We start from the raw sequence: 21322 nt of genomic DNA, 5'->3' as shown, positions 1-21322 counted from the left end.
AAAGGGCTCAATATGCATTTGAGCCCTTTGGATTATCTTAAGAAGACAAGCTATATTAGCTAAAGATCGCAGAAGTTGTTTGTGTTTGAGAATCAGCTATATTTTGCAGAGTTTGCAAAGCAGAGTTGAAGCTTTGTTGTGACTGCTCTTGAAGCTGTTGAGCTTGTCCTGCATATTGGCTCTGAATAGAAGACAATTGTTTCAATTCTTCAGCATGAGCTTCCGCCATACCTGCTTGTTTTTGGTGGTGAGCAATCTCAGCACCCATAACGCCCCCAACGATCCCATCAATACCTGCGGTAAGTGCGTGAACCATCTGAGACATTTGCATAGATGTAGAAAGGGCTCTACCAGCGAAAGCTGCAGCACGACCCCCCTGAGTTTTGACTACGTTCATACCTCGGGCAATTTTGTCTTTCCATCCTGGGGTATTTAAAGCTTTACCAAATAGGCCGCCGCTTTTTCCTGCAGCACCTGCTGTAGCTTTTGCAGCAGCACTGGCCATGTCGTCTGCCAATCCTGCGGCTGCTTTTGCTGCGCCTTGAGCCGCAGAACCCGCAGCAGTGGACGCCGCTGATGTTGCTGTTTTAGCTGCTGTGCTCGCGGCATCTGTAGCCATTTTTGAAGCTTGAGATGCTGCAGAGCTGGCTGCGGATCCAGTAGCACCCGCGGTTTCTTTTGCAAAAGCTGCTGATTTTAATCCCCCTAAGCTTTTTGCTGCAGACAGGATACCCCCACCGACGGCAACAGCAAAACCTACGATATTTACAATACCCGAGATCATGCTTTGTTTAGCTTGAGCTTCTGTAGCCGCAGCTTGGTGATTCGCTTGAGTTCGAATAGCGTTTCCGATTTCTGGAGCCATAGCTACTTGGTTTTGGATAGCCTGGTTTTGTTGTTGGAACTGTGAAGACCAGGATTTTGCACTCGCTTGTGCCAGTAGTGTCATAATTAATCCCAAGAGGGCAAGAGTTCCCATCCCTTTTTTAATCACAACCCCATTGACTTCTGTATTCGCGGGAGTGGGAAGCTGTGGGAGCTCGTAGTTATTTTGTTGAAGTCCTTTGGGACCTTTTACAGCTTGAGCTGTAACAGTGCTCGAGGCACTGGATACTGATGTAGAAGATGAGGATTTTTCCGATTTGTCAGTTTTAGAACTTTTTGATGTTTGCGAAGTGGCTTCTTTTTTAGAAGTTCCCTGAGCTTGAGTTTCCTGAATTAGATCCTCAAAACCTGCGGCGACCTCTTCTTGCGCACCTTGTGTATTCCCTGTTTTACCTTGTCCTTGAGCTTTAGCGGCTGCTAGACTGGCATTTTGTGCAAGCTGAGCAGCTAATGAAGGATCAGTATTGTTATTTCCACTAACTCCTGATGTCATAGCAAAAATGTCCCCTTAATAAATAATTTTTATACTGCTGCTGCTAAGCCTGAGCTAATAGCTTGGAAGGCTTTAGCAATTTGAGCACCCAATTTAGTTGCTTGTTGCTGCATTTCGTTAGCACTGTCAGTTTGTTTCGCGGCGATTTTACTTGCTTGTTGCCAAAACATAGTGAACATCTTCATCATTTCTGATTGTGCGGTGAGCATTCCTGTTTTTTTCTGTATATCGGCAAGTTCGGTTTGTAATTCGGATAATTTAAGATCCCCAATACCTTTAACTAAAGCTGGCACAGCTACAACCAAACCCATCCCTGCAGCTACCCATTTGTTTCCTAAAGCATTGATGACTTTAGATAGTCTAGGGAAGGATTTAGAAAGAGCTTTTTGTCCTGTTTGGAAGATCTTAGACATGTTTTTCATAAGAGTCTTCACAGCTGCTTTCACAGCTTGTTTGATAATTTGTTTAATCCCTTGTTTTACGGCTGCTTTTACAGCTTCCATGATGGCCTGCTTAACAGCTTGTACAATAGCGGTTTTTATGGCTTGCATCACTGCTTGCACAGTCACTTGTGTAGCTACAGTTGTTGCTACAGAAGTTGCGGCGGCAGCACCTGCGGTAGCCCCAGCAGTTGCGGCAGCTGCCGCTGCAGTGGCTCCAGCTGCAGCAGTTCCTATAAGACCCAAACCACAGGTGAATAAGGCCGCAACAACCGAGACTACAGTGATTGTTACTGAAACAGCTATCATCACAGTGTTTACTGTCTCGAGAGTCTTGTTGCTTCCTGCCTTATTTTGAATCTCTTGCATTTTTTGGTATTCTTCGCGTTCTGCGTCGATCTTGAGTCCCTGAGATTCCAAAGATAAGCGGTTCATGGTTGAAGCTTGCGCTTGCGTACTTTGATAATCAGAAAGAGCAGAAGCCGTTGCTTCTCCAAGGGCGGCGATAGCTTTTGCTAGAGCCATGCTAATTTCCATAACTTCCTGTCTAGGGGTTATGGAGGGCTTAGGAAGATCAGGAGTCTCCAATGCTTGAATTGCAGATTTCGATGTTCCGTTGACAGCAGAAGCTACTAATGCTTGGATTTCTTGTAATTGTGAAGAATTCACAGAAGATAAAGAGGAGAGAGTGGTCTCTAATGTTTTGTTAGCCTCTTCAATAGTAGACTGCAGGTTTACAGCCTGGAAAGCAGAAGCTCCAGCGGCTTGGTTAGCTCCAGCTGCAGCTTCTGCGGATACTGTCTCTTGTCCTGCGGCAATTCCTTGTCCTGCCATCAGATTCTCGGAAGATTGTGCTTCAGCAACAGCCCCAGTTTTTTCCTTTCCTTGAGTTCCAGCGATACTAGAATCGCTTTGCATTTCAGCGTTTTTCCCCTGACGAGTATGCTGAATTTGCTTAGTTTCATTACCAGCAAGTTTATCTGGATTGGGTACTGCTTGTGGTGTAGAAGCTAGTACCTGAGCCAGGATATTTTTCTGATTGGAACTATCTGGACCTGAGGTAGAAAGAGACATCTTCTAATTACCCTATGTTATCTAAATTTATTGTAAAGCTAACGTCTATCAGAGATATGTTTGTTTACTGTTGAAGATAAGTTCTTCAAACCATGAAGTACTGAAGCGAGATCTTTAGCAAACTTCGCATCTTCTTTAGGATTGTTAAACAAGCCTTCGGTTAAACTCTCGATAGGTAGAGAATCCAAAGTGCCGTTTAGAGCCGCCATCATCTGAGCTAGTTGTTTTTCATCTTGAATCCCAGAAAATGTCTGCGCCAAAGGTAAATCTTCATAGATCGAGGAAACTAAATTCTCTAAGTTTGAGATAGCTTGTTCTTGTTTGTCTGTTCCCTTAGAAACTAAGGCTGGAGAGGTGTTCGTGTGTTTTGTAGATGTCTTTTTAGCTGTAGTCGTAGTTTTTTTTGTTTTTCTAACTTTTTTATTCATATTGGAGTTCTCCTAACCCTAGGTTAATTTTTTTTCCCCGGAGTTTTTTTTGCCGGCGTTTTTGATTTAGCAGAGGTAGTTTTTTTCTTTTTTGGAGTTGTGTCTTCGCTTTTCCCTTTGAGAGAATCTTTCATGATGTTGCAGCGTTCTTTTAGAATTCTGTACTCGGGTTTGTTAGCACAGATATCAATAGTGATGTCTAAGAAATCTCTAGATTCTTCGGTTTGGTCGATCTTCATCAAGCTGTCGGCGATGTAATAGGGAGGGATAGGGTTATTGGGCTCCGCATCAAAAGCAAGGAAGAAGCCAAAGGCCGCTTCATTGTACATTTTGAGTTGATGATAACATGAGCTTAAGCCTAGGATGTACTTGTAGCACTGAGGTTTTGAGGCTGTAAGGATTTGGAAAAGACCAATAGCTTCATTGTATTTCCCTTGGGAGTAAAAGCTGTACGCTATGGTATAGATCTCTTCTAATAAAACGTCGGACAGCCCTAGGATTTGCTGGAGAGTTAATCCGGCATCAAGTCCCTGTAAAATCCCCATTAAAGCTTGTTTTGTTTCTTCTTCTGTTGGGGCAGGATATTTCTGTTCTAAATCATTAGCCTTAGCTTTTTTTTGTGCAGCAAGCTCAGCGAGTCGGCTACGTGTTTTTTTATTAAACGAGGCTGATGGCTTTTTAGAATTATTTGAAGTAGGCTTGCTCATTAATATAATTCCTAAAATTAAAATTATTTAATTCATAAATCAATTTTAAAATTAATTTTTCTGAAAAGACAAGTTATTAATTAGATATAATTTAAGGTCTTTACAGATAATTATTTGATAAGTTGTTCTTATTTTGTCTTTTACGGATTATAAAAATTACGTGTCTTGACATTAGTTTTTGGGTATTTTACTTTTTGCTTTCGCAAGATCCTTTATTAGAATTTTCTATGGCTACACGACCCCTTATCCAACTACTCGATACAGTTACCATCAATCAGATAGCTGCGGGAGAGGTGATTGAAAATGCGATATCTGTTGTTAAAGAGTTGGTAGAGAATGCTTTAGATGCTGGAGCTGATGAGATAGAGGTAGAAACACTTGGGGGAGGTCAGGGCCTTATTGTTGTTAAAGACAATGGCTGTGGGATGAGCTCTGAGGAGGTGACCTTAGCTCTTAAGCGTCATGCTACCTCAAAGATAGAAGAATTTTCTGATGTGTTTTCATTATCAAGTTTTGGCTTTCGAGGTGAAGCTCTCCCCGCAATAGCATCGATTTCTAAAATGGAGATTCTTTCCTGTCCTAAAGGAGGAGAAGGGTCTAGAACAATAATCCACGGCGGAGAAGTGATTGCTGCAGAGGCAAAGCCACGTCAGCTAGGGACCACTATTTCAGTAGATTCTTTATTTTATAACGTTCCTGTACGTCGAGGGTTTCAAAAAAGCCCTCAAACGGATCGGATAGCTATGAGAAAGCTGTTAGAAAATAGGATTTTATCCATAGAGGGTGTGGGTTGGTCTTGGATTAGCGAAAGACAGCAGGAATTTCATATACTTAAGCATCAAGGCCTTGCCGAGCGTGTAGCGTTTGTTATGGGTGAGGGTTTTATGAAGGAGGCTTTGAGAGTCGATAGGGTAGAGGAACCTATACGTATTGTAGGTTTTTTAGGTTCCCCGTGTTTCCATCGCCCCACGCGTTTAGGACAGCGGATTTTTATCAATGACCGTCCTGTAGATTCTGCGCTGATATCTAAGCAAATCAGCGAGGCGTATGCTATGCTCTTGCCTCCACAAAGGTATCCTGTCTTCGTTTTAAAACTTTATCTTCCTCCAAAGTGGTGTGATTTCAATGTGCATCCTCAAAAAACAGAAGTCAGAATTCTTAAGGAAGACTTTGTTAGAGAATTCCTTTCAGAGTCTATAGGGGAGGTGTTAGCACGCTCTCAAGAATCTTCAATTTCTGAAAAAACGTCCTTTACTTTGCCTACGCTGCGATTTTTTGATGAGCAGCTTCCCGAGGCGCCTGTAGAAGAGCCTCGAGAGCCTATGAGCTTACCCGTGACACGATTAGCAACACCTTCCATACGATCTGTCTCTTTCCCTGATTGCCAGCAGGAGATTCCTTCTATAGACACACAGACAGAAATCGTTTGGGGGGAATCTCAAGAAGTGCGTTTTTTAACTTCATTAGGGAAAATAGTTCTTGCAGAGGACTCTGAAGGAGTTCATGCTATTTTTACAGAAGCTGCACGTAAACATTTGTTTTACCTATCTTTGATAGAAAGCCAACAAGAACACTACAAGAGCCAGTTTTTTTTGGTTCCGTTATGTTTGGAGGTTACACCTCAAGAGAGGGCTTTTCTTTTATCTCACATCGAAGAGTTTAAACAGCTGGGAATAGAAATCTCTCAAATGGGCCCTTGTGTGTTTGCTATTGAAAGTGCTCCGACGTTTATAGGTGAAGAAGAGTTAAAATCTTGGATACTCTCTTTAGCAGCAGGAAGTCATACAAAAGTTGATAAAAAGGCAATGGCTCTTTTGATCAAAGAGTCTTTAACTCAAACCATATTTTGTAAAACACTACGAACATTCGATATTTCTTGGCTATCTTTGCTCTGGCAGATAGGCAAGCCAGAAAAGGCGTTTGATGGGACGCTCATACGTCGATTAATTTTAGACGAAGATTTTATTAAGGAGTAAATTATGTTCCAAGATCGTATTGAAAGAGCTCAAGCGGCTCTCGTAGATTATGGTATTGATGGATTTATCGTAGAAAGAAGTGAGGATCTTGCATATTTTTTAGATGATAAAGTGACCACAGGAACTCTTCTTATAGGGAAAAATGAAGTCATATTTTTTGTCTATCGCATGGATAAAGATCTCTATGCTGATCTTCAAGGTCCTTCTCTTGTGTTTTGTGATAGAAACATAGCAGAATTTCTCCTTCCTTATCTTGAGACAACAAAATATCAAACTTTAGGTTTTGATAGTTTTCATACTTCATTTCATAGGTATCAAGAAAGAGAAAACGCCTCATGTTCTTGGGTGCCGATTAGCCTGTTTACAGAAAAATTGCGTAGCATAAAGTCTGCAGATGAAATTGAGAAGATGCGTCAGGCGGCGGCTCTCGGTTCTGAAGGTTATGATTATGTTCTCTCTGTGCTGCAAGAGGGCATAACAGAGAAAGAAGTTGTCAAACTTCTTCGTATATTTTGGGCAAAGGCTGGTGCTGAAGGCCCATCGTTTTCTCCTATTGTTGCTTTTGGTCATCATTCTGCCTTTCCTCACGCAGTTCCTACCGATAGGGCCCTGCGTAAAGGAGATATCGTTCTTATTGATATAGGAGTTTTGTATCAGGGATATTGTTCAGATATGTCCCGCACAGTAGCGTGGGGACGCCCTGATTCTCGTCTTGTGGAAAGTTATCCTGCAGTAGTGGAGGCACAGCAAGAGGCGATGAAACTCTGTCGAGCAGGAGCTCTATGTCTAGATATTCACGAAGAGGCCGCTCGCATTCTTAGGAAATATGACCTCGAGGACTATTTTTGCCACGGCGTAGGCCATGGTGTGGGAAGAAATATTCACGAATATCCTGTACTCTCTCCAAAATCCGGTACAACTACTTTAGAGACAGGAATGACCGTTACAGTTGAGCCTGGAGTGTACTTCCCGGGGATTGGCGGTATACGCATTGAAGACACCGTGTTGATAGATGGGAATAAAAATTTTAGTTTAACCAGTCGGCCTGTATCTACAGAGTTAGTTTGCTTATAAAAGTATTCTCTCTTTGTTTAGTTGTTTTTTAATGTTAAATACAGATGCTTTTGTTTGTATAAATTGATTTTTTTTCTCTAATCGGTTATCTTTTAACTTTATTTTTAGTTTGTTTCTAGTATGCACCAGCTTTTTTCGATCGGATACAGCCTGCTGAGTATCGCTGCTTTGCTTTGGATGGTGTGTGGTGTTCCTGATCATTTGGAAAATTTATATAATATTTCTTTGAATTTTGATGGTGCGAAAGAGAAACAAGACATGTTCCCCCAGGCTCAAAATGTCTCTAAAGGGATTTGGTTTTTGGATTTCCCGGAACTTAGGGAAAAGTTACCAGACCTTAGACAAGAGCTTGTGTTTTTAGGAAGCAACAAACGCCCTGACGCATGTGGCGGTAAGTTTTTTTTGGAATTAGCTACCTCTAAGGATACTTATGTTGCTAGAGCCAATGAAAAAATTTACTTACAGGTTGTCCCTTCTCCTGAAGGAGGGATGTTTACCTTTAGCCCTGAAGGAAAGCCTACAGACTTATGGTTAGAGTGCCGTCCTTTGAGCATGGATAACCGTATAGAGGTAAAAGTCCGTTTAATGGGTGTAAATAGAGAGATGGTTACCTCTCCTAAAGAAAGAGAAACCCTGTTTTTAAATGCTCCTGTTCGGGGGATGGAATCTTGGGAAATTGGTGGTGTTCGTGTGGATGCAAGTTTCCCTGTGAAACAAAAGATTCGTCGTATAGGCAGTGACAAGTTCCTTCTTATGCACGGTGGCCCAGATTACGCTGATAAAGCTGTTAAAGAACGCGTAGATTTTGTGTCTTTGTCTGATGAGAACTACAGTCGTTATCTCGCTGTTGGTGACATTTTACTTTGGAATGGAAATTGTTGGCAGACGTGCGGGGAATTTCGCGGCGAGAGTTCTGAAGTGCCTCTTTTAGAGGTGAAGAAGATAGATGAGAAAGTCATGGTCATAGAGGTATGGAATGTCGGGGGAACAGCCCGGCAGTCTATGAGTTTGGTAAAAACGATGAGTTCTCCTATAGAGGTTGCCGAGATTATAAAGGAATTTGAATTTGTTGGGATGCGTTCTTGGTCCCGTCCTATCATACAGGCTGGCGGGCAGAGAATGATTCTTTCTCCTGATGATTGGGTGGTATACACAGGAAAGTCTTGGGAAAAGATCACACGAAAAGAACAGCTAGAAGATTACCTTTCAGGAAAGACTCAAGGGCCGTTATTGGTTTTTGATAAGTTAGAAAAAGACTCGAGAGAGTTTGTTTTGCGTGCTCATGTATTTAATGCGCAAAGGACTTTAGTAGAGGCTGTGACACTGCCGTTAAAGCAAAGTTTTGATTCTGGGCATTCGACTTCTAAAGAAGAGGTTATTCCCGGAAGACAAGCTCTTGTGGGCAGCGAAGGCACCAATCGTGGGGGATCATAAATGCGTTTTTGGCGTACTCCTTTAGTTTATTTCTTGGGATTGTCGGGTTTAGCTTGTTGCACTCCCGGCCTAGCTCTAACCGTTGCGGAAAAAGCCGCTTCTTTAGAAAAATCCAAAGATTCCATAGATAATTCCCCAGGTTTGGCTTCATTTAACGCAGACATGAAGGAATATAACCTTCAGTTAAAGAGTCTTTATGAAGAGGCCGCTGCTTTACGTGCATCAGGTTGTGAAGATGAAGCTCGATGGAAAGAGCTTTTAAATAAGCTCACGGATGTAAAAAATCACATTAAGCGTATCGAAAATCTTTGGTCTGCGGAAATTCGTGAACGAGGAGAAAATCCCGACGATTATGCTTTGTGGCATCACCCCGAGGCTACGATTTATAATTTGGTTTCAGACTATGGTGAGGATAATGTAATTTATCTGGTGCCTCAAGACATCGGTTCAATCAAAGTTTCTTCATTATCAAAATTCACTGTTCCCAAAGAGGGTTTTGAAGAATGCTTGACGCAGTTGCTCTCTCGTCTTGGAATTGGCATACGCCAGATCAGCCCGTGGATTAAAGAGCTCTATACAACGCGCAAGGAGGGGTGTGGAGTTGCTGGTGTTTTCTCTTCTAGGAAGGATTTAGACTTACTCCCTTCTACCTCCTACATTGGTTATGTATTAAATTCTAAGAATATTGATGTACGTGCGGATCAGCATATTTTAAGAAAGTTTGCTAATCTTGATACCATGCATATTGATGCGTTTGGAGGGAAGTTGTGGGTTTTTGGCTCTGTTGGAGAAATTCATGAGCTGCTTAAAATCTACGACTTTATTCAAGAAGATAGTGTGCGTCAGGAATATCGCGTTGTTCCTTTAACCAAGATAGAAGCTTCCGAAATGATTTCTATACTTAAAGCGGCATTTCGAGAAGATATTACCAGAGAGGGTGATGAAGAAGGACTTGGGCTTAAAGTTGTTCCTCTGCAACATCAAGGGCGTTCTTTATTTTTAAGTGGCACCGCAGCTTTAGTACATCAAGCGATAGATTTGATTAAGGATCTTGAAGAAGGCATAGAGAATCCTACAGATAAAACAGTCTTTTGGTATAGCGTTAAGCACTCCGATCCTCAAGAATTAGCGGTCTTATTATCACAAGTACACGATGTGTTCTCTGGTAAGGAGGGAGGGATCCCTTCATCTTCTGAAGCTATCCTTCGGGAAGCTGCCTCTACAATAAGTATCGATACCACTTCAGTGGGTTCTGTAAAAGAGGGGTCTGTAAAATATGGAAATTTTATAGCAGATTCTAAAACAGGAACTTTGATCATGGTTGTAGAGAAAGAAGCTCTGCCCAGAATCAAAATGCTATTAAAAAAGCTCGACGTTCCTAAAAAAATGGTGCGTATAGAGGTTTTGCTGTTTGAAAGAAAGCTTTCTAGCCAACGTAAGGCTGGATTAAATCTTTTACGCCTGGGAGAAGAAGTTTGTAAAAAATCCTCTTCTGCTATCTCTTGGACAAGCTCAGGGATTTTAGAGTTTCTTTTTAAAGGGAATACAGGGGCTTCTTTAGTTCCTGGTTATGATCTTGCCTATCAGTTTCTCATGGCTCAAGAAGATGTGCGTATCAATGCCAGCCCTTCTGTAGTTACCATGAACCAAACGCCTGCAAGAATAGCGATTGTAGAAGAGATGTCCATAGCTGTTTCTGCGGATAAAGAAAAAGCCCAGTACAACCGTGCGCAATATGGTATCATGATCAAAATGCTCCCTGTAATCAATGTGGGGGATGAAGACGGGAAAAGCTATATTACTTTAGAGACAGACATCACTTTTGACACAACTGGGAAAAATGCTAACGAGCGTCCTGATGTCACGCGACGTAATATTACCAACAAGGTACGTATTCCTGATGGAGAGACAGTAATCATCGGAGGATTGCGTTGTAAGCACGCTTCGGACTCTCAAGATGGCATTCCATTTCTTGGGGAGATCCCTGGTGTAGGGAAGCTGTTTGGTATGAACTCTACAGCAGATAGCCAAACAGAAATGTTTGTATTTATTACACCGAAAATTTTAGATAATCCTATAGAAAAAAAAGAACGCCATGAAGAAGCGATTCTTTCTTCACGTCCTGGAGAAAATACAGAATTTCGCCAGGCATTGCTTGCTGGAGAAGAAGCTGCTAAGGCGGCTCATAAAAAATTAGAACTCATTTCTGCTATAGAATTACCCGCGTCTCAAGTACAGGGGCTAGAGTACGATGGGCGGTAAGTCTTTACTCTCTCAAGAGCTTCTTAATGCTCTACCCTATAGCTTTCTAAAAAAACACTGTTTACTGCCATTAGAAGAGCAGGAAAACGGCATAAAGATGGCTTATGCAAGCTCTACCTCTCTTATGGCGAAAGATGAGGTGCAGCTGCTTATAAAGAAGCCTGTGCTTTTTATCCTTAAGGATGAAACAGAGATCTTAAAAAGTTTACAAAAGATCTATTCGAATTTAGAAGGGAAGGCTTCTGACATGCTGTTAAGCATGAAAGAAGGGGAAATCTCTCAAGTAAGTGAAGAGGAAGATCTTTTAGAAAATACAGATGCTGTTCCTGTAGTGCGTTTTTTAAATCTCATTTTAAAAGAAGCTATAGAAGAGCGTACCTCGGATATTCATTTTGAACCTTTGGAAGATTCTTTGCGCATACGCTATCGTATCGATGGAGTCTTACACGATCGTCTTTCTCCGCCTGCACATCTACGTTCGGCTTTGATCACTAGGATTAAAGTTTTGGCAAAGATGGACATAGCAGAGCATCGTCTGCCGCAAGATGGAAGAATAAAAATCCAAATAGGTGGTCAGGAAATTGACATGCGTGTGAGTACGGTTCCTGTGATCCATGGAGAGCGTGTTGTCCTGAGGATTTTAGATAAGCGTAATGTGATTCTCGATATCTCTGGATTGCACATGCCTAAGAATATCGAAAAGTCTTTTAAAGAGGTCATTGCTGTTCCTGAGGGTATCCTCTTAGTGACAGGACCCACAGGAAGCGGAAAAACCACAACTTTGTATAGTGTGATACAGCATCTTTCCGGTCCTTTTGCCAACATTATGACCATAGAAGATCCTCCTGAATACAAGTTGGCAGGAATAGCTCAGATTGCTGTGAAGCCTAAAATTGGTTTGTCTTTTGCATGTGGCTTAAGACATTTGCTTCGTCAGGATCCTGATGTTTTAATGGTTGGGGAGATTCGTGATCAGGAGACAGCAGAAATAGCGATACAGGCGGCACTCACGGGACACCTTGTTGTTAGTACATTGCATACTAACGACGCAATTTCTGCGATCCCCCGCCTTTTAGATATGGGAGTAGAACCCTATTTACTTTCGGCAACAATTCTCGGTGTTGTAGCGCAAAGGTTGGTAAGGAAAATTTGTCCCAACTGTAAGGAGCGTTGTGCAGCAAGTGTTCAGGAACAGGCGTTTCTACACTCTATAGGTATTGATGCCGATGTGCCGTTATATTGTGGAAAGGGATGTGCTCAGTGTTTCCGTTCAGGATATAAGGGTCGTCAGGGAATTTACGAATTCTTACACCCTGATGCAGCCTTGCGTTCAGAAATAGCTATGCACAAGCCCTATCATGTGTTGCGAGAATATGCCGAACAGAAAGGATTTCAACCTTTATTACAACATGGTGTTGCTCTAGCTCTTTCAGGAGAGACGACTTTGTCGGAAGTGTTCCGTGTTACGAAACGGTATGATTAAGGAGGGGGATAAAGATATGCCAAGATATCGCTACACCTACCTTAATGCTAAAGAGCGGCGTAAACAAGACTGGATAGAAGCACTACATCTTCAAGAAGCGAGAGAAAAACTTGCTCAACAGGGTGTACAACTTTTGTCTATTCGAGAAGTTCCTCCTCGTCGTGTACGATTAAAAAATAGTGAATTGATCATTTTCTCAAGACAAATGCTACTTCTTCTTCGTTCGGGGTTGCCTTTATACGAAACGCTATCTTCACTTCGAGATCAATATCAAGGACAGGCGCTGTCCGGCTTGCTGACAGTGTTTATGGAAAACCTTCGTGGAGGAGGATCATTGTCACAGGCAATGGCAATGTATCCAGGGATTTTTGACAATTTTTATCGCAGTGCTGTTCTTGCTGGAGAAAGTGTAGGCAACCTAGAAGGGTGTTTGCAAAACATCATCATAGTTTTAGAAGAACGTGAGCAAATGACTAAAAAGCTCACAGCGGCGCTGAGCTATCCGATAGTTTTGTTAGTATTTTCTCTAGTTGTGATTCTCTTTTTCCTTACAGGGGTGATTCCTTCGTTGAAAGAGACATTTGAAAATATGGAGCCCAACACGCTGACTTCTATAGTATTCGGTCTTAGCGATTTCGTGTGTAAATACAAGTATCTTATACTAGGTCTTTTAGGATCGGGAATAGTGAGCATCATAGCTACACGACGCAAACCCTTCTGGAAAAGATGGTGCGAGAGCGCTTTATTTTCTATGCCTGGAGTGAAGAATTTCTTTGTCAAATTGGGATTTAGTAGGTTCTGCTCTGTAGTTTCGGCGATTCTTCGTGGTGGTGGAACCTTGATAGAGGGATTAGAGCTTGGCTGTGGAGCTGTTCCCTATGACGTACTACGTGAAGATATGCGACAAATGATACACGCTGTCATAGAAGGGAGTTCTCTAAGCAAAGAGTTGGCAAAAAGACCCTGGGTGCCGAAATTAGCCTTGGGGATGGTTGCTTTGGGGGAGGAATCCGGAGATCTTGCTGATGTTCTCGGCCATGTCGCCCATATTTATAATGAAGATATTCAAAAAACACTCACCTGGATAACCTCGTGGTGCCAGCCAGTGATTCTTGTGTTTCTTGGGGGAATTATCGGGATAATTATGTTGGCAATCCTTATCCCATTAACAAGCAATATTCAAATTTTATAGACAAACGGGACAGAAGTTATGAAAAAACAAAAACGTAAACAATCCATCACATTGATTGAAATGATGGTTGTGATCACATTGATCGGGATTGTTGGTGGAGCTTTAGCTTTTAATATGCGCGGTAGCATTCAAAAAGGAAAAGCTTTCCAATCGGAGCAAAACTGTGCCAAGGTGTACGACATCTTAATGATGGAATATGCCACAGGAGGATCTTCTTTAAAAGAGATCGTAGACCGTAAAGAATCCGTTCTTGAAGGAGCTGCATGGTGTAAAGAAGGGAAAAAATTATTGAAAGACGCCTGGGGTGAAGAAATCATTGTGAAGATCAATGACAAAGGTGATGACTTGATAGTTTTTTCACAGCGAGCAGCAGGAACAAATAGAAAGGATGGGTAGAGTTGACTATGGCACTACGTAAAAAGAAGATAAAGCGGAGTTTTCTGCTTATCGAGGTATTGATGTCACTGTCATTAGTTTGTCTAGTGCTGATGCCTTGTATTCGTTTTTACTGTGGGGTGCATAGATCTATCCAAGATGATGTGATCAATCTACAGTTGCCCGCTGTGATTGATTATTGTTTTTTTGCCGTTGAAGATAATATGCGAGAGCAAATGCTCAATGGAAATTTCCCTACATCAGGTTCGGGTGAGCTCTCCTGTGTTGTTTATACAAGCCAAGGGAATGGGATACGGGTTCCTTATGTGTATTCTATAGAAATTCGCAAAGGAATGCGTGTAGAGACGAACACGGTAAAAGCTTGTTTTGCCGATGTCATCGTTGAGATTTTCCCTAATCAAAAATATACAACATCGGTGCAACGAAGTGTATGCGTAGTAGTATAAACGTTATAAAAAAACAGAAAAGGTCCTTCCTTCTTATGGAGGTTTTGGTATCCATCACCCTATTCGCTGTGCTATTCAGTGTTTTAGGGTTTTGGCAAAGGCACATGTTTTGCTCTACCAAACGTGATGAGAAGGTATATAAAACCTTTTTACAGGAAAACTACGCGTATAAGCAACTGCGGACTCTATTCCGCGCTACATCTCAAATAGAAGAGGTCCCGGGAGCGCTGTGTTCTGTAGTTTTTGATCGTGGAGTATACCGGGATCCTGATCTTGCCGGAGAAGTCGGGGGCTCTCTATACTATCATAAAGAGGAGGGAAGACTAGAACTTCACATACGCAGTTTAAGAAATCACGGTAAGGTAGAAACCTCTTTACTTTTAGATAACGTCTCCCAAGTGGCTATTGTTCCTCGGGGTAGTGATCCAGAGCTTCCTGAGAGGATGCAAATGGTCATCCATCGCCATTTTCCTAAGAGTACTGAGCGCGTGTTGACATATCAATTTGCCTTGGGGAAATAACGATGCAGTCTTACATTTTCACTTTACTCTGCCTGGCTTCTTTAGTTTCTATGGTGTCTTTTGATGCTGTAAATGCAAGAAAACGTTCCGTTTATGCGCGGATGGTAGAAAATAGTGAAAATCTCTTTACGGCACAACGCTCCGCCTGTGCAGAGGTAGAATATCAGGAAAAAGCTAAAAAAATCTCTGCCGTGGAAAAGATTTCTAGAGATGCCGAAACGTCTTCTCCAAAAAAGACAGCCAAGGTAGCGACCACGAAAAAACGTAAATACCGCCTTCTAAAAGTTCCTTTTTCACGACCACCTAACAACTCTAGGTTTAATTTATATGCTCTTCTGCAAGAGTCTCCAGAGGATTACGCGGATTCAGTATCCTGGCATGCACTATTTATACGCCTGTTGCGACGTGTTTATGTGGATACAGGATACGTGCCTCCAGGTTCAGAGTACGCAGTTACGAAAGCTTTGCTAAATAAAAAAGAGGAGATTCTGCAAGGGGGGAAAAAATTTGGGGCTGATGTCATTGAAACTCTGACATTACCCTCGCAAGAGGCTGAGATTCTGTATACTATGCTGCGAGGCACTAAAACGATCCAACCTCTACTTAATTTTCTTCATTATGAAGAGAAACCTCAAGGGATGATCAAGTTGAACTTGATATTTGCTGATCCCCTACTCTTAGAAGCCATTATAGATCACCCTGTGGCTTATCGCGAGCTGGAAGCTCTCCGAGGGGGAATTTGGGAAAGTGTAAAACGGCAAGAACAATCTATTCAAGAGCATGGAGAAGCTGCTGCTTTAGAGCTGTTTAAAACACGCACGGATTTTCGTATGGAGTTAAGAGATAAGACTCAGATTCTTCTTTCGCAATACGATCTGCTTCCTTTGCTGAATAAAAAGATTTTTGATTTCACCTTAGGAAATGCCGGAGACTATCTCTATCTCATTGATCCAGAAACAGGAGCTGTTTCTCGATGTCGCTGTTCCCCAAAGAGTAATAAATTATAATTAAAAATTTCTTATTTATCTTTAAATATTTTTTTTGATAATTGAGTATTATAAGTATTTTTAAATAAAAAAAGATTTTTAAAGGTAAGGCTATGGCAGATGAGACACCAAAAGAAAACTCTTCTTCAAAAGAGTCGTCCTCTCAGTTTGAGTCTTTGAAGCGTAAGGTGAAGGATTTGCATGCCAATCCTAAAGTAGGAAGAATGAAGAGGTTCTTTTCTCATCACGCTCGAGAAGCCATCAGTGGAGCGCTAGTTCTATTTGGTATTATTACCGATTTTGTCTCTTGGGTAGGTGGATTATTTGTCGCCTGCGGAGTGGTTTTAGGTTTTTATTCTGAAATTCGCGCGGTTTTGAAAAATCTTCAGAGCTATTATGCGAAGAACGGCCCCGCAAAGAATGCTCTTCTTTGTGGCTTGTTGTTGTTCTTCTTTTTGAATGTTTTCCCTTTTACACTCTCGTTTTTAGTCCTATGTTTGATTCTGATTTTACTAGGGGACAATAAGGGCAATGATTCTTCTCAGAAACCTCTATAAATTTATAGAGTCTTAGCGAAATAAGCTGCTGGAATTTCGTGGCTTTTTCGCTGCATATTTTTTCAATATAGATAGTTTAGATGGTTCTCCCTAAAGGACTTTAGGGTTGGATCCGAGAAGCATGATCGGTGTTTCTTTAAACCATGCTAGTGTGAAGTAGTCGATTTGTTTGACTATGAACCACCAAGCAAGAGTCAGGAATAATAGACCCATGAATGCTTTCAAGGCAGAAAGGAGATAAATAACCTGCACTTGTGGAGCCATTCTATTAATAATTCCTAAGAACAAGTCAGACATGAGCATAGCTACAGCTGCTGGAGCACTAAGCTGAATCGTCATAATAAGACATAGCTGGCACATTTTAATTAAGGCAACCCAAATAGGAGCATCTAGAGACATCATCTCCATAGGGAGAAATTTATGAATAGGAATGACCTCTAGAGATTGTAGTAAAATCGTTAAGACAATTCTATGTCCACCTGATAACCAGAACACTATAGTCACAAAATAGTGATAGAAGATCCCATGAGGTGAGGTTTGCTCAATAGAAATTAACGATGTCGCTCCTTCTAAACCCTGAATACCTTGTTGGTTAGTGATAAAGGATCCTGCAGATTGTGCAGCATAAAAAGGAAAAGAAAGAATAAAACCGATTAACGTACCAATACAGATCTCTTTGACAATGAGAATATAGAACATATCGTCGTCAAGATAATTGGCTATATGGGTGCTCATTAGTACTTTAGGAAAGATGATGGCGACCCAGGAAAGCGCAATGCCAATTTTAATTGGTGCGGGGAAGAGTTTTCCCCCAAGGAAGGGAACTATAGCAAATATAGGCAGTAACCTAGACAAAAGCAGCAAAAAGACACTCCAAACATAGGCTGGAGGCTTTTGCAAAATGTAATCAAGGTATTTAGAATCAAAAACAGAAACAAGCTCTGGTAAAGAGATTGCCATAGCTGTTTATTTCCATTTATAAAAGTTTTGGAAGATTTGAGAAGCAAAACGGAAAATCATATTGCTTAGCCATCCCCCGGAAATCATCAAGGTGCCAAAAATAACAACGAGCTTAATTGCAAAGGCAAATGTTTGTTCTTGAATTTGTGTTGCTGCTTGGAAAATTGCAACCATGATACCAACAATAGAGGCAAGGATAATAGGAGGCGCAGAGATAATCAAAATCAGTAACAGTGACTGATATGAATACTCAAAGAGCATGGATTTAAAGCTTGCGGCAAGTGCTATCACGGCATATCCCTATTTAAAGCTAATCATGAGACCTTGAAGTAATAACGTCCAACCATCCACCATCACAACAAGAAGTAATTTTAAAGGTAGCGAAATAGATAATGGCGAAAGCATCATCATTTGCATAGCTACCAACACGTTGGCTGTTACCAAATCTATTACAAAGAACGGTAGGTAAATGAGAACGCCTATTTCAAAAGCATTTTTAATCTGCCCCATAATAAAAGCAGGAATGACAATCACAAAATCCGAAGCAGTCATATGTTCTCGGATTTCTGGGGGAAATGTTTTTTGAGAAATCTTATAAAAACTTTGGATCTGACTTTTTGGCGTATTGCGTATTAAAAATGACCGTAACGGTTCTTTGGATTTATTTAGTGCGACAAAAACTGTTTCTGCTCCTTCTGCTGAGAATAAATCTCTAGGGATCGCATTGCCTTGAATTTCTTTCCTAGCGTCGTTGTACATAGCAACTCCGGTAGGGAACATCACATAAATAGAAAGAATTAAGGCTATCCCGTTAAGGACCTGGCTGGGGGGAGTTTGCTGTACACCCAAAGCGTTTCTTAACAGAACTAGAGTAATGATAATTTTCAAATATGATGTGAGCAGCATCATCAGGAACGGTGATAATGCAAGGAAAATTAAGATGACTGCTTGAGTAGTCAGATCAGGATAGGTATCGGAAAAACTTCCTTCGGACAGGTGTTCCCGAGGAAGAACATCATCAGCTGTGACTCTTTCTCGAAATGTAGGTTGCGGGTAAGTTTTTTTTACTTCAGGTTGTTGAGAAACAACAGGCAACTCTGTAGGTTTAGGGGAGTTACAACGAGACGAACAAGAGGTATCGTATAATCCGTTATCTGCAAGACACCACGGTGCGATCAAGATAAACATACACAGGAAAGTACGAAAAATGAAACGCATGATGTCAAATACCTTTATTCTTGCTTGTCCTGAGCGTCATCAGCAGGCACTTCTTGCTTAAGTTGAGCTTCATCTACAGGATTTTGTTGTTTTAGTATAGTAGAGAACGCTTTTTCTAAAGCAGCTAATTGTACATCCAACTGAGCATTTACTATACCTGCTTCTGTTTCTATGACACAACCTCCTTGTGTCACATCCGCTTTAGGAGCAATGATCAATGTATCAGCATACTCAACGATTTTTTTCAACTCAGGACGATTTTGCTCAACAAGTGCAAGATCTTTGGGGTTTACGTGGATGATAATTTTTTTATGTTGAGTGAGTTCTTTTAATGCTTTAGCAATAATAGAAACAATGGCTTCTGGATGAATTTCTAATTCTTTACCAAGAATCTTTTTTATACTAGCAATCGCTAAAGGAACAAGAGCTTCTTTAACTTTATTACGAAGACTATGAGTTTCTTTTTCTAAATAGGCAAGTTGAGAATTCCATTGTTCACAGCCTTCTTTAAAACCTTGCTCTTTTGCATTTTTACGTAATACTTCACATTCTTCTTTTGTTTCCCTAGTGTAAGATTCACTATCTTCTTTTGTTTTTTCTAAGAGTTCTTTAGCGTCAAGCAGAGCTGAAAAAGCCTCCGGAGCAAGGACTTTTTTATTCGGTACGACTTCGTCATGTTTAAAAATTAGACTAAAAAACTTCATTCATTTAACAGCGCACAAAACCCTAAGATTTTTTAATATTTAGAGAGGAAACGCTGCTCCTTCTTTTCGTTGTTTTCATTCCTTATTATTAACGCTCAACTCATATGCAAGGAAAAAAGAGAAAGTCTCCATTATTGTTTGTTCATGCTCTGAGTTTTGGAGATCTTACTGTACTAAGATCTTAATGCATAATTCTAACTGGCTCTTAAAATAGTCTCGGTGGGGATGTTCATAGGATTTTCGTAGAGCTTGTTCGAAAATATACCCCCGACCAATATCCAATCTACGTAGAAAATACCAAAGGAAAGAGGCATCTTCTTTTGCCAAGGCTATAGCAAGAAATTGGAGGCCTTGTTTGTGAATAAAATTACGGAAATCATTATCATTATCCCAAGAGACAAGAAATTCTGTCGTTTCGAGATGTTTCATAGGGTGCGATTGGCAATAAGACAAAAATAGTTGCTCTGTAGGAGATAGGATCTTATGCACGCGATCGATAATTACTTTATCCACAATGTTGCGTAGTTCTTTTGCTATAGCAAACAATCCTAAGCAGTTAATCAACGTCATCTTTGTCGTTCCGGAATAATACAGCATAGCATTGAACGGCGAAGCTGGAAGAAATATCTCTTCGATAATCCCTGGAGGACGGATTTTTTTGCTCAACATATCTAGTAGGTAAAACGCACCAAAATTAGAGCATCGTTGTTTAGCAATAGAAATTCCTGGAAGCAAGGGAAGCAATTCTTGAACTAAAGAATCAGGAAGCCATGAGAGGAGTTGCCGTTGTATGACTTCTGGAAAATCTTTAATGGCAACGCTAATCCATGAAGGATGAATTGTTGCCAACCAACACATAGTGAAGGATAAAGAACTGAGAGGGATATCCTCATGATGCGTAGGTGAAACCAAGAGATCCTCTGGCAAAAAATTTGCAAGATCGTCTTCTTTGGAATACTTCATTAAGATGTTCAACGTTCCAAAAGTGTTGGCGGTCACTAGACACCCTCATTTTCTTCGTTTCCTTCTGTTGCCTCTGGTGCATTGTCTTTAGGACCTTCTGTATCCTCTGGATTAGGTTGAGCTTGTCCTTCTTTTTTCTCTCCAGCACCTTCTTCGGGTTTCTTAGTCTCTAGGGCAACTTTAGAATAGGGAGCTGGATCGAAGAACCCTTTTGCTCCACCTAAGGAAAGAATCAATGTATGTGTTTTCCAAATTACCCAAAGTAATCCACAAGAGATGATGAATAGGGTAAGTATTAAGAAGTAAAAGATTAAACGGAATTTGCCTAGTGAGGATTTTGCTAGGATGATGCCCCATACGGAGACATAATCAATTTCATCGGTCAATCCCCAAGGGCCATTAATCGTAATATCACTATAGGAGGCTCGGTCACTAATTACAGAAACGTTTTCTGTAGACAGCCCTGGAACAGCACTGGCAACCAAGCGTTTAATTTTAGAGACCATAATGCTATTAGGGTTATCTAAAACTCCACGATGCTTAATGTAAACTGATGCTGTTAAAGGAAGATTATCTTCAGCTTCTGTGGTGAAGGAAATTTGTACACTCGCGTCAACAATCCCGTCCATTTTTCTAATGGTAGAGGCCATTTGCTCAGAAAGACCTTCTTGGTACCGGATCTTTTCTTGCATTTCTGATGGGACAAGACCTTGTTTGGCGAATAGATCTAAGAGGCTTGTGCCTTTCATTCTAGGAAGACCAGCCTGATTTAAAATTGCTAATGCTTCTGTAATTTGCTCTGCAGGAACAGAAATATCCCATAGTTGTTCTGAAGAGGCTCCTCCTGTAGAAGCAGCAGCCTGTGGTTGCTTTTGTGCGGCGACACCTTTGCTAACAAGAAGAACGACAATCTCATTAGCTTCTCTTCCTGGAAGCCCATGAACGATGAGCGATCTGCTGTTACAACTTGTACAGCAAAATAAGGTCATTATAAAGAATAAGCAACAAGAAATAGAACTACGAAACATAACCCACGCATACCTTTTTACTCACCATAACAAAAGGGGGGATTAGTGCCAATCGTGAACATTAAACATTAAATATGTTTTTGATTTCTATCAAC

At 41.0% G+C, this 21322-nt stretch carries 21 protein-coding genes; 11 read left to right on the top strand and 10 right to left on the bottom strand.

The genetic code is table 11. From position 1 onward, the window contains the following. Positions 1 to 55: 55 nt before the first annotated feature. From sctE to G5O_RS09915, 4 genes are read right to left on the bottom strand one after another with little or no spacing between them, the layout of a single operon-like run. A complete protein-coding gene (sctE, locus tag G5O_RS09930) occupies positions 56 to 1378 on the bottom strand; it encodes a type III secretion system translocon subunit SseC family protein (protein WP_013747405.1) in 1323 nt (440 codons plus the stop codon). A 29-nt stretch (positions 1379 to 1407) separates the two neighbouring features. Next, the gene (locus tag G5O_RS09925; protein ID WP_006343613.1) at positions 1408 to 2892 is read right to left on the bottom strand and encodes a type III secretion system membrane protein; all 1485 of its coding nucleotides are present in this window, start codon (positions 2890 to 2892) and stop codon (positions 1408 to 1410) included. Positions 2893 to 2930: 38 nt separating this feature from the next. Next, positions 2931 to 3320, bottom strand: coding sequence for a hypothetical protein (locus G5O_RS09920; protein WP_006343612.1), 390 nt, complete (start codon positions 3318 to 3320; stop codon positions 2931 to 2933). Between the two features lie 23 nt (positions 3321 to 3343). After that, a complete protein-coding gene (locus tag G5O_RS09915) occupies positions 3344 to 4027 on the bottom strand; it encodes a SycD/LcrH family type III secretion system chaperone (protein ID WP_006343611.1) in 684 nt (227 codons plus the stop codon). 227 nt (positions 4028 to 4254) lie between these two features. On the opposite strand from G5O_RS09915, the gene mutL reads away from it, so the two are divergent. The 11 genes from mutL (at position 4255) to G5O_RS09855 (ending at position 16354) form a co-directional block, all read left to right on the top strand. After that, positions 4255 to 6003: a DNA mismatch repair endonuclease MutL gene (gene mutL, locus G5O_RS09910; RefSeq protein WP_006343610.1), complete on the top strand. Its 1749-nt coding sequence runs from the start codon at positions 4255 to 4257 to the stop codon at positions 6001 to 6003. Positions 6004 to 6006: 3 nt separating this feature from the next. Further along, complete coding sequence (locus G5O_RS09905; protein WP_006343609.1) at positions 6007 to 7077, top strand: M24 family metallopeptidase; 1071 nt, start codon at positions 6007 to 6009, stop codon at positions 7075 to 7077. A 120-nt stretch (positions 7078 to 7197) separates the two neighbouring features. Then, a complete protein-coding gene (locus tag G5O_RS09895; RefSeq protein WP_013462754.1) occupies positions 7198 to 8511 on the top strand; it encodes a hypothetical protein in 1314 nt (437 codons plus the stop codon). After that, entirely contained in the window at positions 8512 to 10773 is a 2262-nt protein-coding gene (locus G5O_RS09890) for a secretin N-terminal domain-containing protein (RefSeq protein WP_006343607.1), read from the top strand. Continuing rightward, positions 10763 to 12256 carry a GspE/PulE family protein gene (locus tag G5O_RS09885; RefSeq protein ID WP_006343606.1) on the top strand — a complete coding sequence of 498 codons (1494 nt, stop codon included), beginning with the start codon at positions 10763 to 10765 and terminating at the stop codon, positions 12254 to 12256. The genes G5O_RS09890 and G5O_RS09885 overlap by 11 nt, the downstream gene beginning before the upstream one ends. A 16-nt stretch (positions 12257 to 12272) precedes the next feature. Then, positions 12273 to 13448 (top strand): type II secretion system F family protein, encoded by a 1176-nt coding sequence (locus G5O_RS09880; protein WP_006343605.1) that lies wholly within the window; start codon positions 12273 to 12275, stop codon positions 13446 to 13448. A gap of 18 nt (positions 13449 to 13466) precedes the next feature. Beyond that, positions 13467 to 13844, top strand: a complete 378-nt coding sequence (locus G5O_RS09875; protein ID WP_006343604.1) for a type II secretion system protein — start codon at positions 13467 to 13469, stop codon at positions 13842 to 13844. Between the two features lie 8 nt (positions 13845 to 13852). Continuing rightward, positions 13853 to 14290 carry a hypothetical protein gene (locus G5O_RS09870; RefSeq protein ID WP_013462753.1) on the top strand — a complete coding sequence of 146 codons (438 nt, stop codon included), beginning with the start codon at positions 13853 to 13855 and terminating at the stop codon, positions 14288 to 14290. A gap of 35 nt (positions 14291 to 14325) precedes the next feature. Beyond that, positions 14326 to 14811, top strand: coding sequence for a DUF1494 domain-containing protein (locus tag G5O_RS09865; protein WP_006343602.1), 486 nt, complete (start codon positions 14326 to 14328; stop codon positions 14809 to 14811). 2 nt (positions 14812 to 14813) lie between these two features. Then, entirely contained in the window at positions 14814 to 15818 is a 1005-nt protein-coding gene (locus G5O_RS09860; RefSeq protein ID WP_006343601.1) for a hypothetical protein, read from the top strand. Between the two features lie 92 nt (positions 15819 to 15910). Beyond that, a complete protein-coding gene (locus G5O_RS09855) occupies positions 15911 to 16354 on the top strand; it encodes a hypothetical protein (protein ID WP_006343600.1) in 444 nt (147 codons plus the stop codon). A 90-nt stretch (positions 16355 to 16444) separates the two neighbouring features. Here G5O_RS09855 and G5O_RS09850 read toward each other — a convergent pair whose 3' ends face one another. From G5O_RS09850 to sctJ, 6 genes are all read right to left on the bottom strand, one after another. Next, the gene (locus tag G5O_RS09850; RefSeq protein ID WP_006343599.1) at positions 16445 to 17314 is read right to left on the bottom strand and encodes an EscT/YscT/HrcT family type III secretion system export apparatus protein; all 870 of its coding nucleotides are present in this window, start codon (positions 17312 to 17314) and stop codon (positions 16445 to 16447) included. Positions 17315 to 17320: 6 nt separating this feature from the next. Further along, positions 17321 to 17605 carry a type III secretion system export apparatus subunit SctS gene (gene sctS / locus G5O_RS09845; RefSeq protein ID WP_006343598.1) on the bottom strand — a complete coding sequence of 95 codons (285 nt, stop codon included), beginning with the start codon at positions 17603 to 17605 and terminating at the stop codon, positions 17321 to 17323. A gap of 9 nt (positions 17606 to 17614) precedes the next feature. Then, positions 17615 to 18532, bottom strand: coding sequence for a type III secretion system export apparatus subunit SctR (gene sctR, locus G5O_RS09840; protein WP_006343597.1), 918 nt, complete (start codon positions 18530 to 18532; stop codon positions 17615 to 17617). Positions 18533 to 18546: 14 nt separating this feature from the next. After that, positions 18547 to 19236, bottom strand: coding sequence for an HrpE/YscL family type III secretion apparatus protein (locus G5O_RS09835; protein WP_006343596.1), 690 nt, complete (start codon positions 19234 to 19236; stop codon positions 18547 to 18549). A gap of 165 nt (positions 19237 to 19401) precedes the next feature. Continuing rightward, a complete protein-coding gene (locus tag G5O_RS09830; protein ID WP_006343595.1) occupies positions 19402 to 20235 on the bottom strand; it encodes a hypothetical protein in 834 nt (277 codons plus the stop codon). After that, positions 20235 to 21227 carry a type III secretion system inner membrane ring lipoprotein SctJ gene (gene sctJ, locus G5O_RS09825; RefSeq protein ID WP_006343594.1) on the bottom strand — a complete coding sequence of 331 codons (993 nt, stop codon included), beginning with the start codon at positions 21225 to 21227 and terminating at the stop codon, positions 20235 to 20237. Before sctJ ends, G5O_RS09830 begins: the two co-directional genes overlap by 1 nt. Positions 21228 to 21322: the final 95 nt, after the last annotated feature.

Source organism: Chlamydia psittaci 6BC (assembly GCF_000204255.1).
GTDB classification, from domain to species: Bacteria; Chlamydiota; Chlamydiia; order Chlamydiales; family Chlamydiaceae; genus Chlamydia; species Chlamydia psittaci.
This window is presented reverse-complemented; position numbering and strand designations above follow the sequence as displayed.

Bases quoted from the DNA above. Each gene is read 5' to 3' on its own strand.
- G5O_RS09920 (WP_006343612.1), bottom strand. From the start codon at position 3,320: ATGAATAAAAAAGTTAGAAAAACAAAAAAAACTACGACTACAGCTAAA.
- mutL (WP_006343610.1), top strand. From the start codon at position 4,255: ATGGCTACACGACCCCTTATCCAACTACTCGATACAGTTACCATCAAT.
- G5O_RS09875 (WP_006343604.1), top strand. From the start codon at position 13,467: ATGAAAAAACAAAAACGTAAACAATCCATCACATTGATTGAAATGATG.
- G5O_RS09835 (WP_006343596.1), bottom strand. From the start codon at position 19,236: ATGAAGTTTTTTAGTCTAATTTTTAAACATGACGAAGTCGTACCGAAT.
- G5O_RS09855 (WP_006343600.1), top strand. From the start codon at position 15,911: ATGGCAGATGAGACACCAAAAGAAAACTCTTCTTCAAAAGAGTCGTCC.
- G5O_RS09870 (WP_013462753.1), top strand. From the start codon at position 13,853: ATGGCACTACGTAAAAAGAAGATAAAGCGGAGTTTTCTGCTTATCGAG.
- G5O_RS09890 (WP_006343607.1), top strand. From the start codon at position 8,512: ATGCGTTTTTGGCGTACTCCTTTAGTTTATTTCTTGGGATTGTCGGGT.
- G5O_RS09915 (WP_006343611.1), bottom strand. From the start codon at position 4,027: ATGAGCAAGCCTACTTCAAATAATTCTAAAAAGCCATCAGCCTCGTTT.
- sctR (WP_006343597.1), bottom strand. From the start codon at position 18,532: ATGCGTTTCATTTTTCGTACTTTCCTGTGTATGTTTATCTTGATCGCA.
- G5O_RS09880 (WP_006343605.1), top strand. From the start codon at position 12,273: ATGCCAAGATATCGCTACACCTACCTTAATGCTAAAGAGCGGCGTAAA.
- sctE (WP_013747405.1), bottom strand. From the start codon at position 1,378: ATGACATCAGGAGTTAGTGGAAATAACAATACTGATCCTTCATTAGCT.
- G5O_RS09895 (WP_013462754.1), top strand. From the start codon at position 7,198: ATGCACCAGCTTTTTTCGATCGGATACAGCCTGCTGAGTATCGCTGCT.
- G5O_RS09925 (WP_006343613.1), bottom strand. From the start codon at position 2,892: ATGTCTCTTTCTACCTCAGGTCCAGATAGTTCCAATCAGAAAAATATC.
- G5O_RS09860 (WP_006343601.1), top strand. From the start codon at position 14,814: ATGCAGTCTTACATTTTCACTTTACTCTGCCTGGCTTCTTTAGTTTCT.
- G5O_RS09865 (WP_006343602.1), top strand. From the start codon at position 14,326: ATGGAGGTTTTGGTATCCATCACCCTATTCGCTGTGCTATTCAGTGTT.
- G5O_RS09905 (WP_006343609.1), top strand. From the start codon at position 6,007: ATGTTCCAAGATCGTATTGAAAGAGCTCAAGCGGCTCTCGTAGATTAT.
- G5O_RS09850 (WP_006343599.1), bottom strand. From the start codon at position 17,314: ATGGCAATCTCTTTACCAGAGCTTGTTTCTGTTTTTGATTCTAAATAC.
- G5O_RS09885 (WP_006343606.1), top strand. From the start codon at position 10,763: ATGGGCGGTAAGTCTTTACTCTCTCAAGAGCTTCTTAATGCTCTACCC.
- sctJ (WP_006343594.1), bottom strand. From the start codon at position 21,227: ATGTTTCGTAGTTCTATTTCTTGTTGCTTATTCTTTATAATGACCTTA.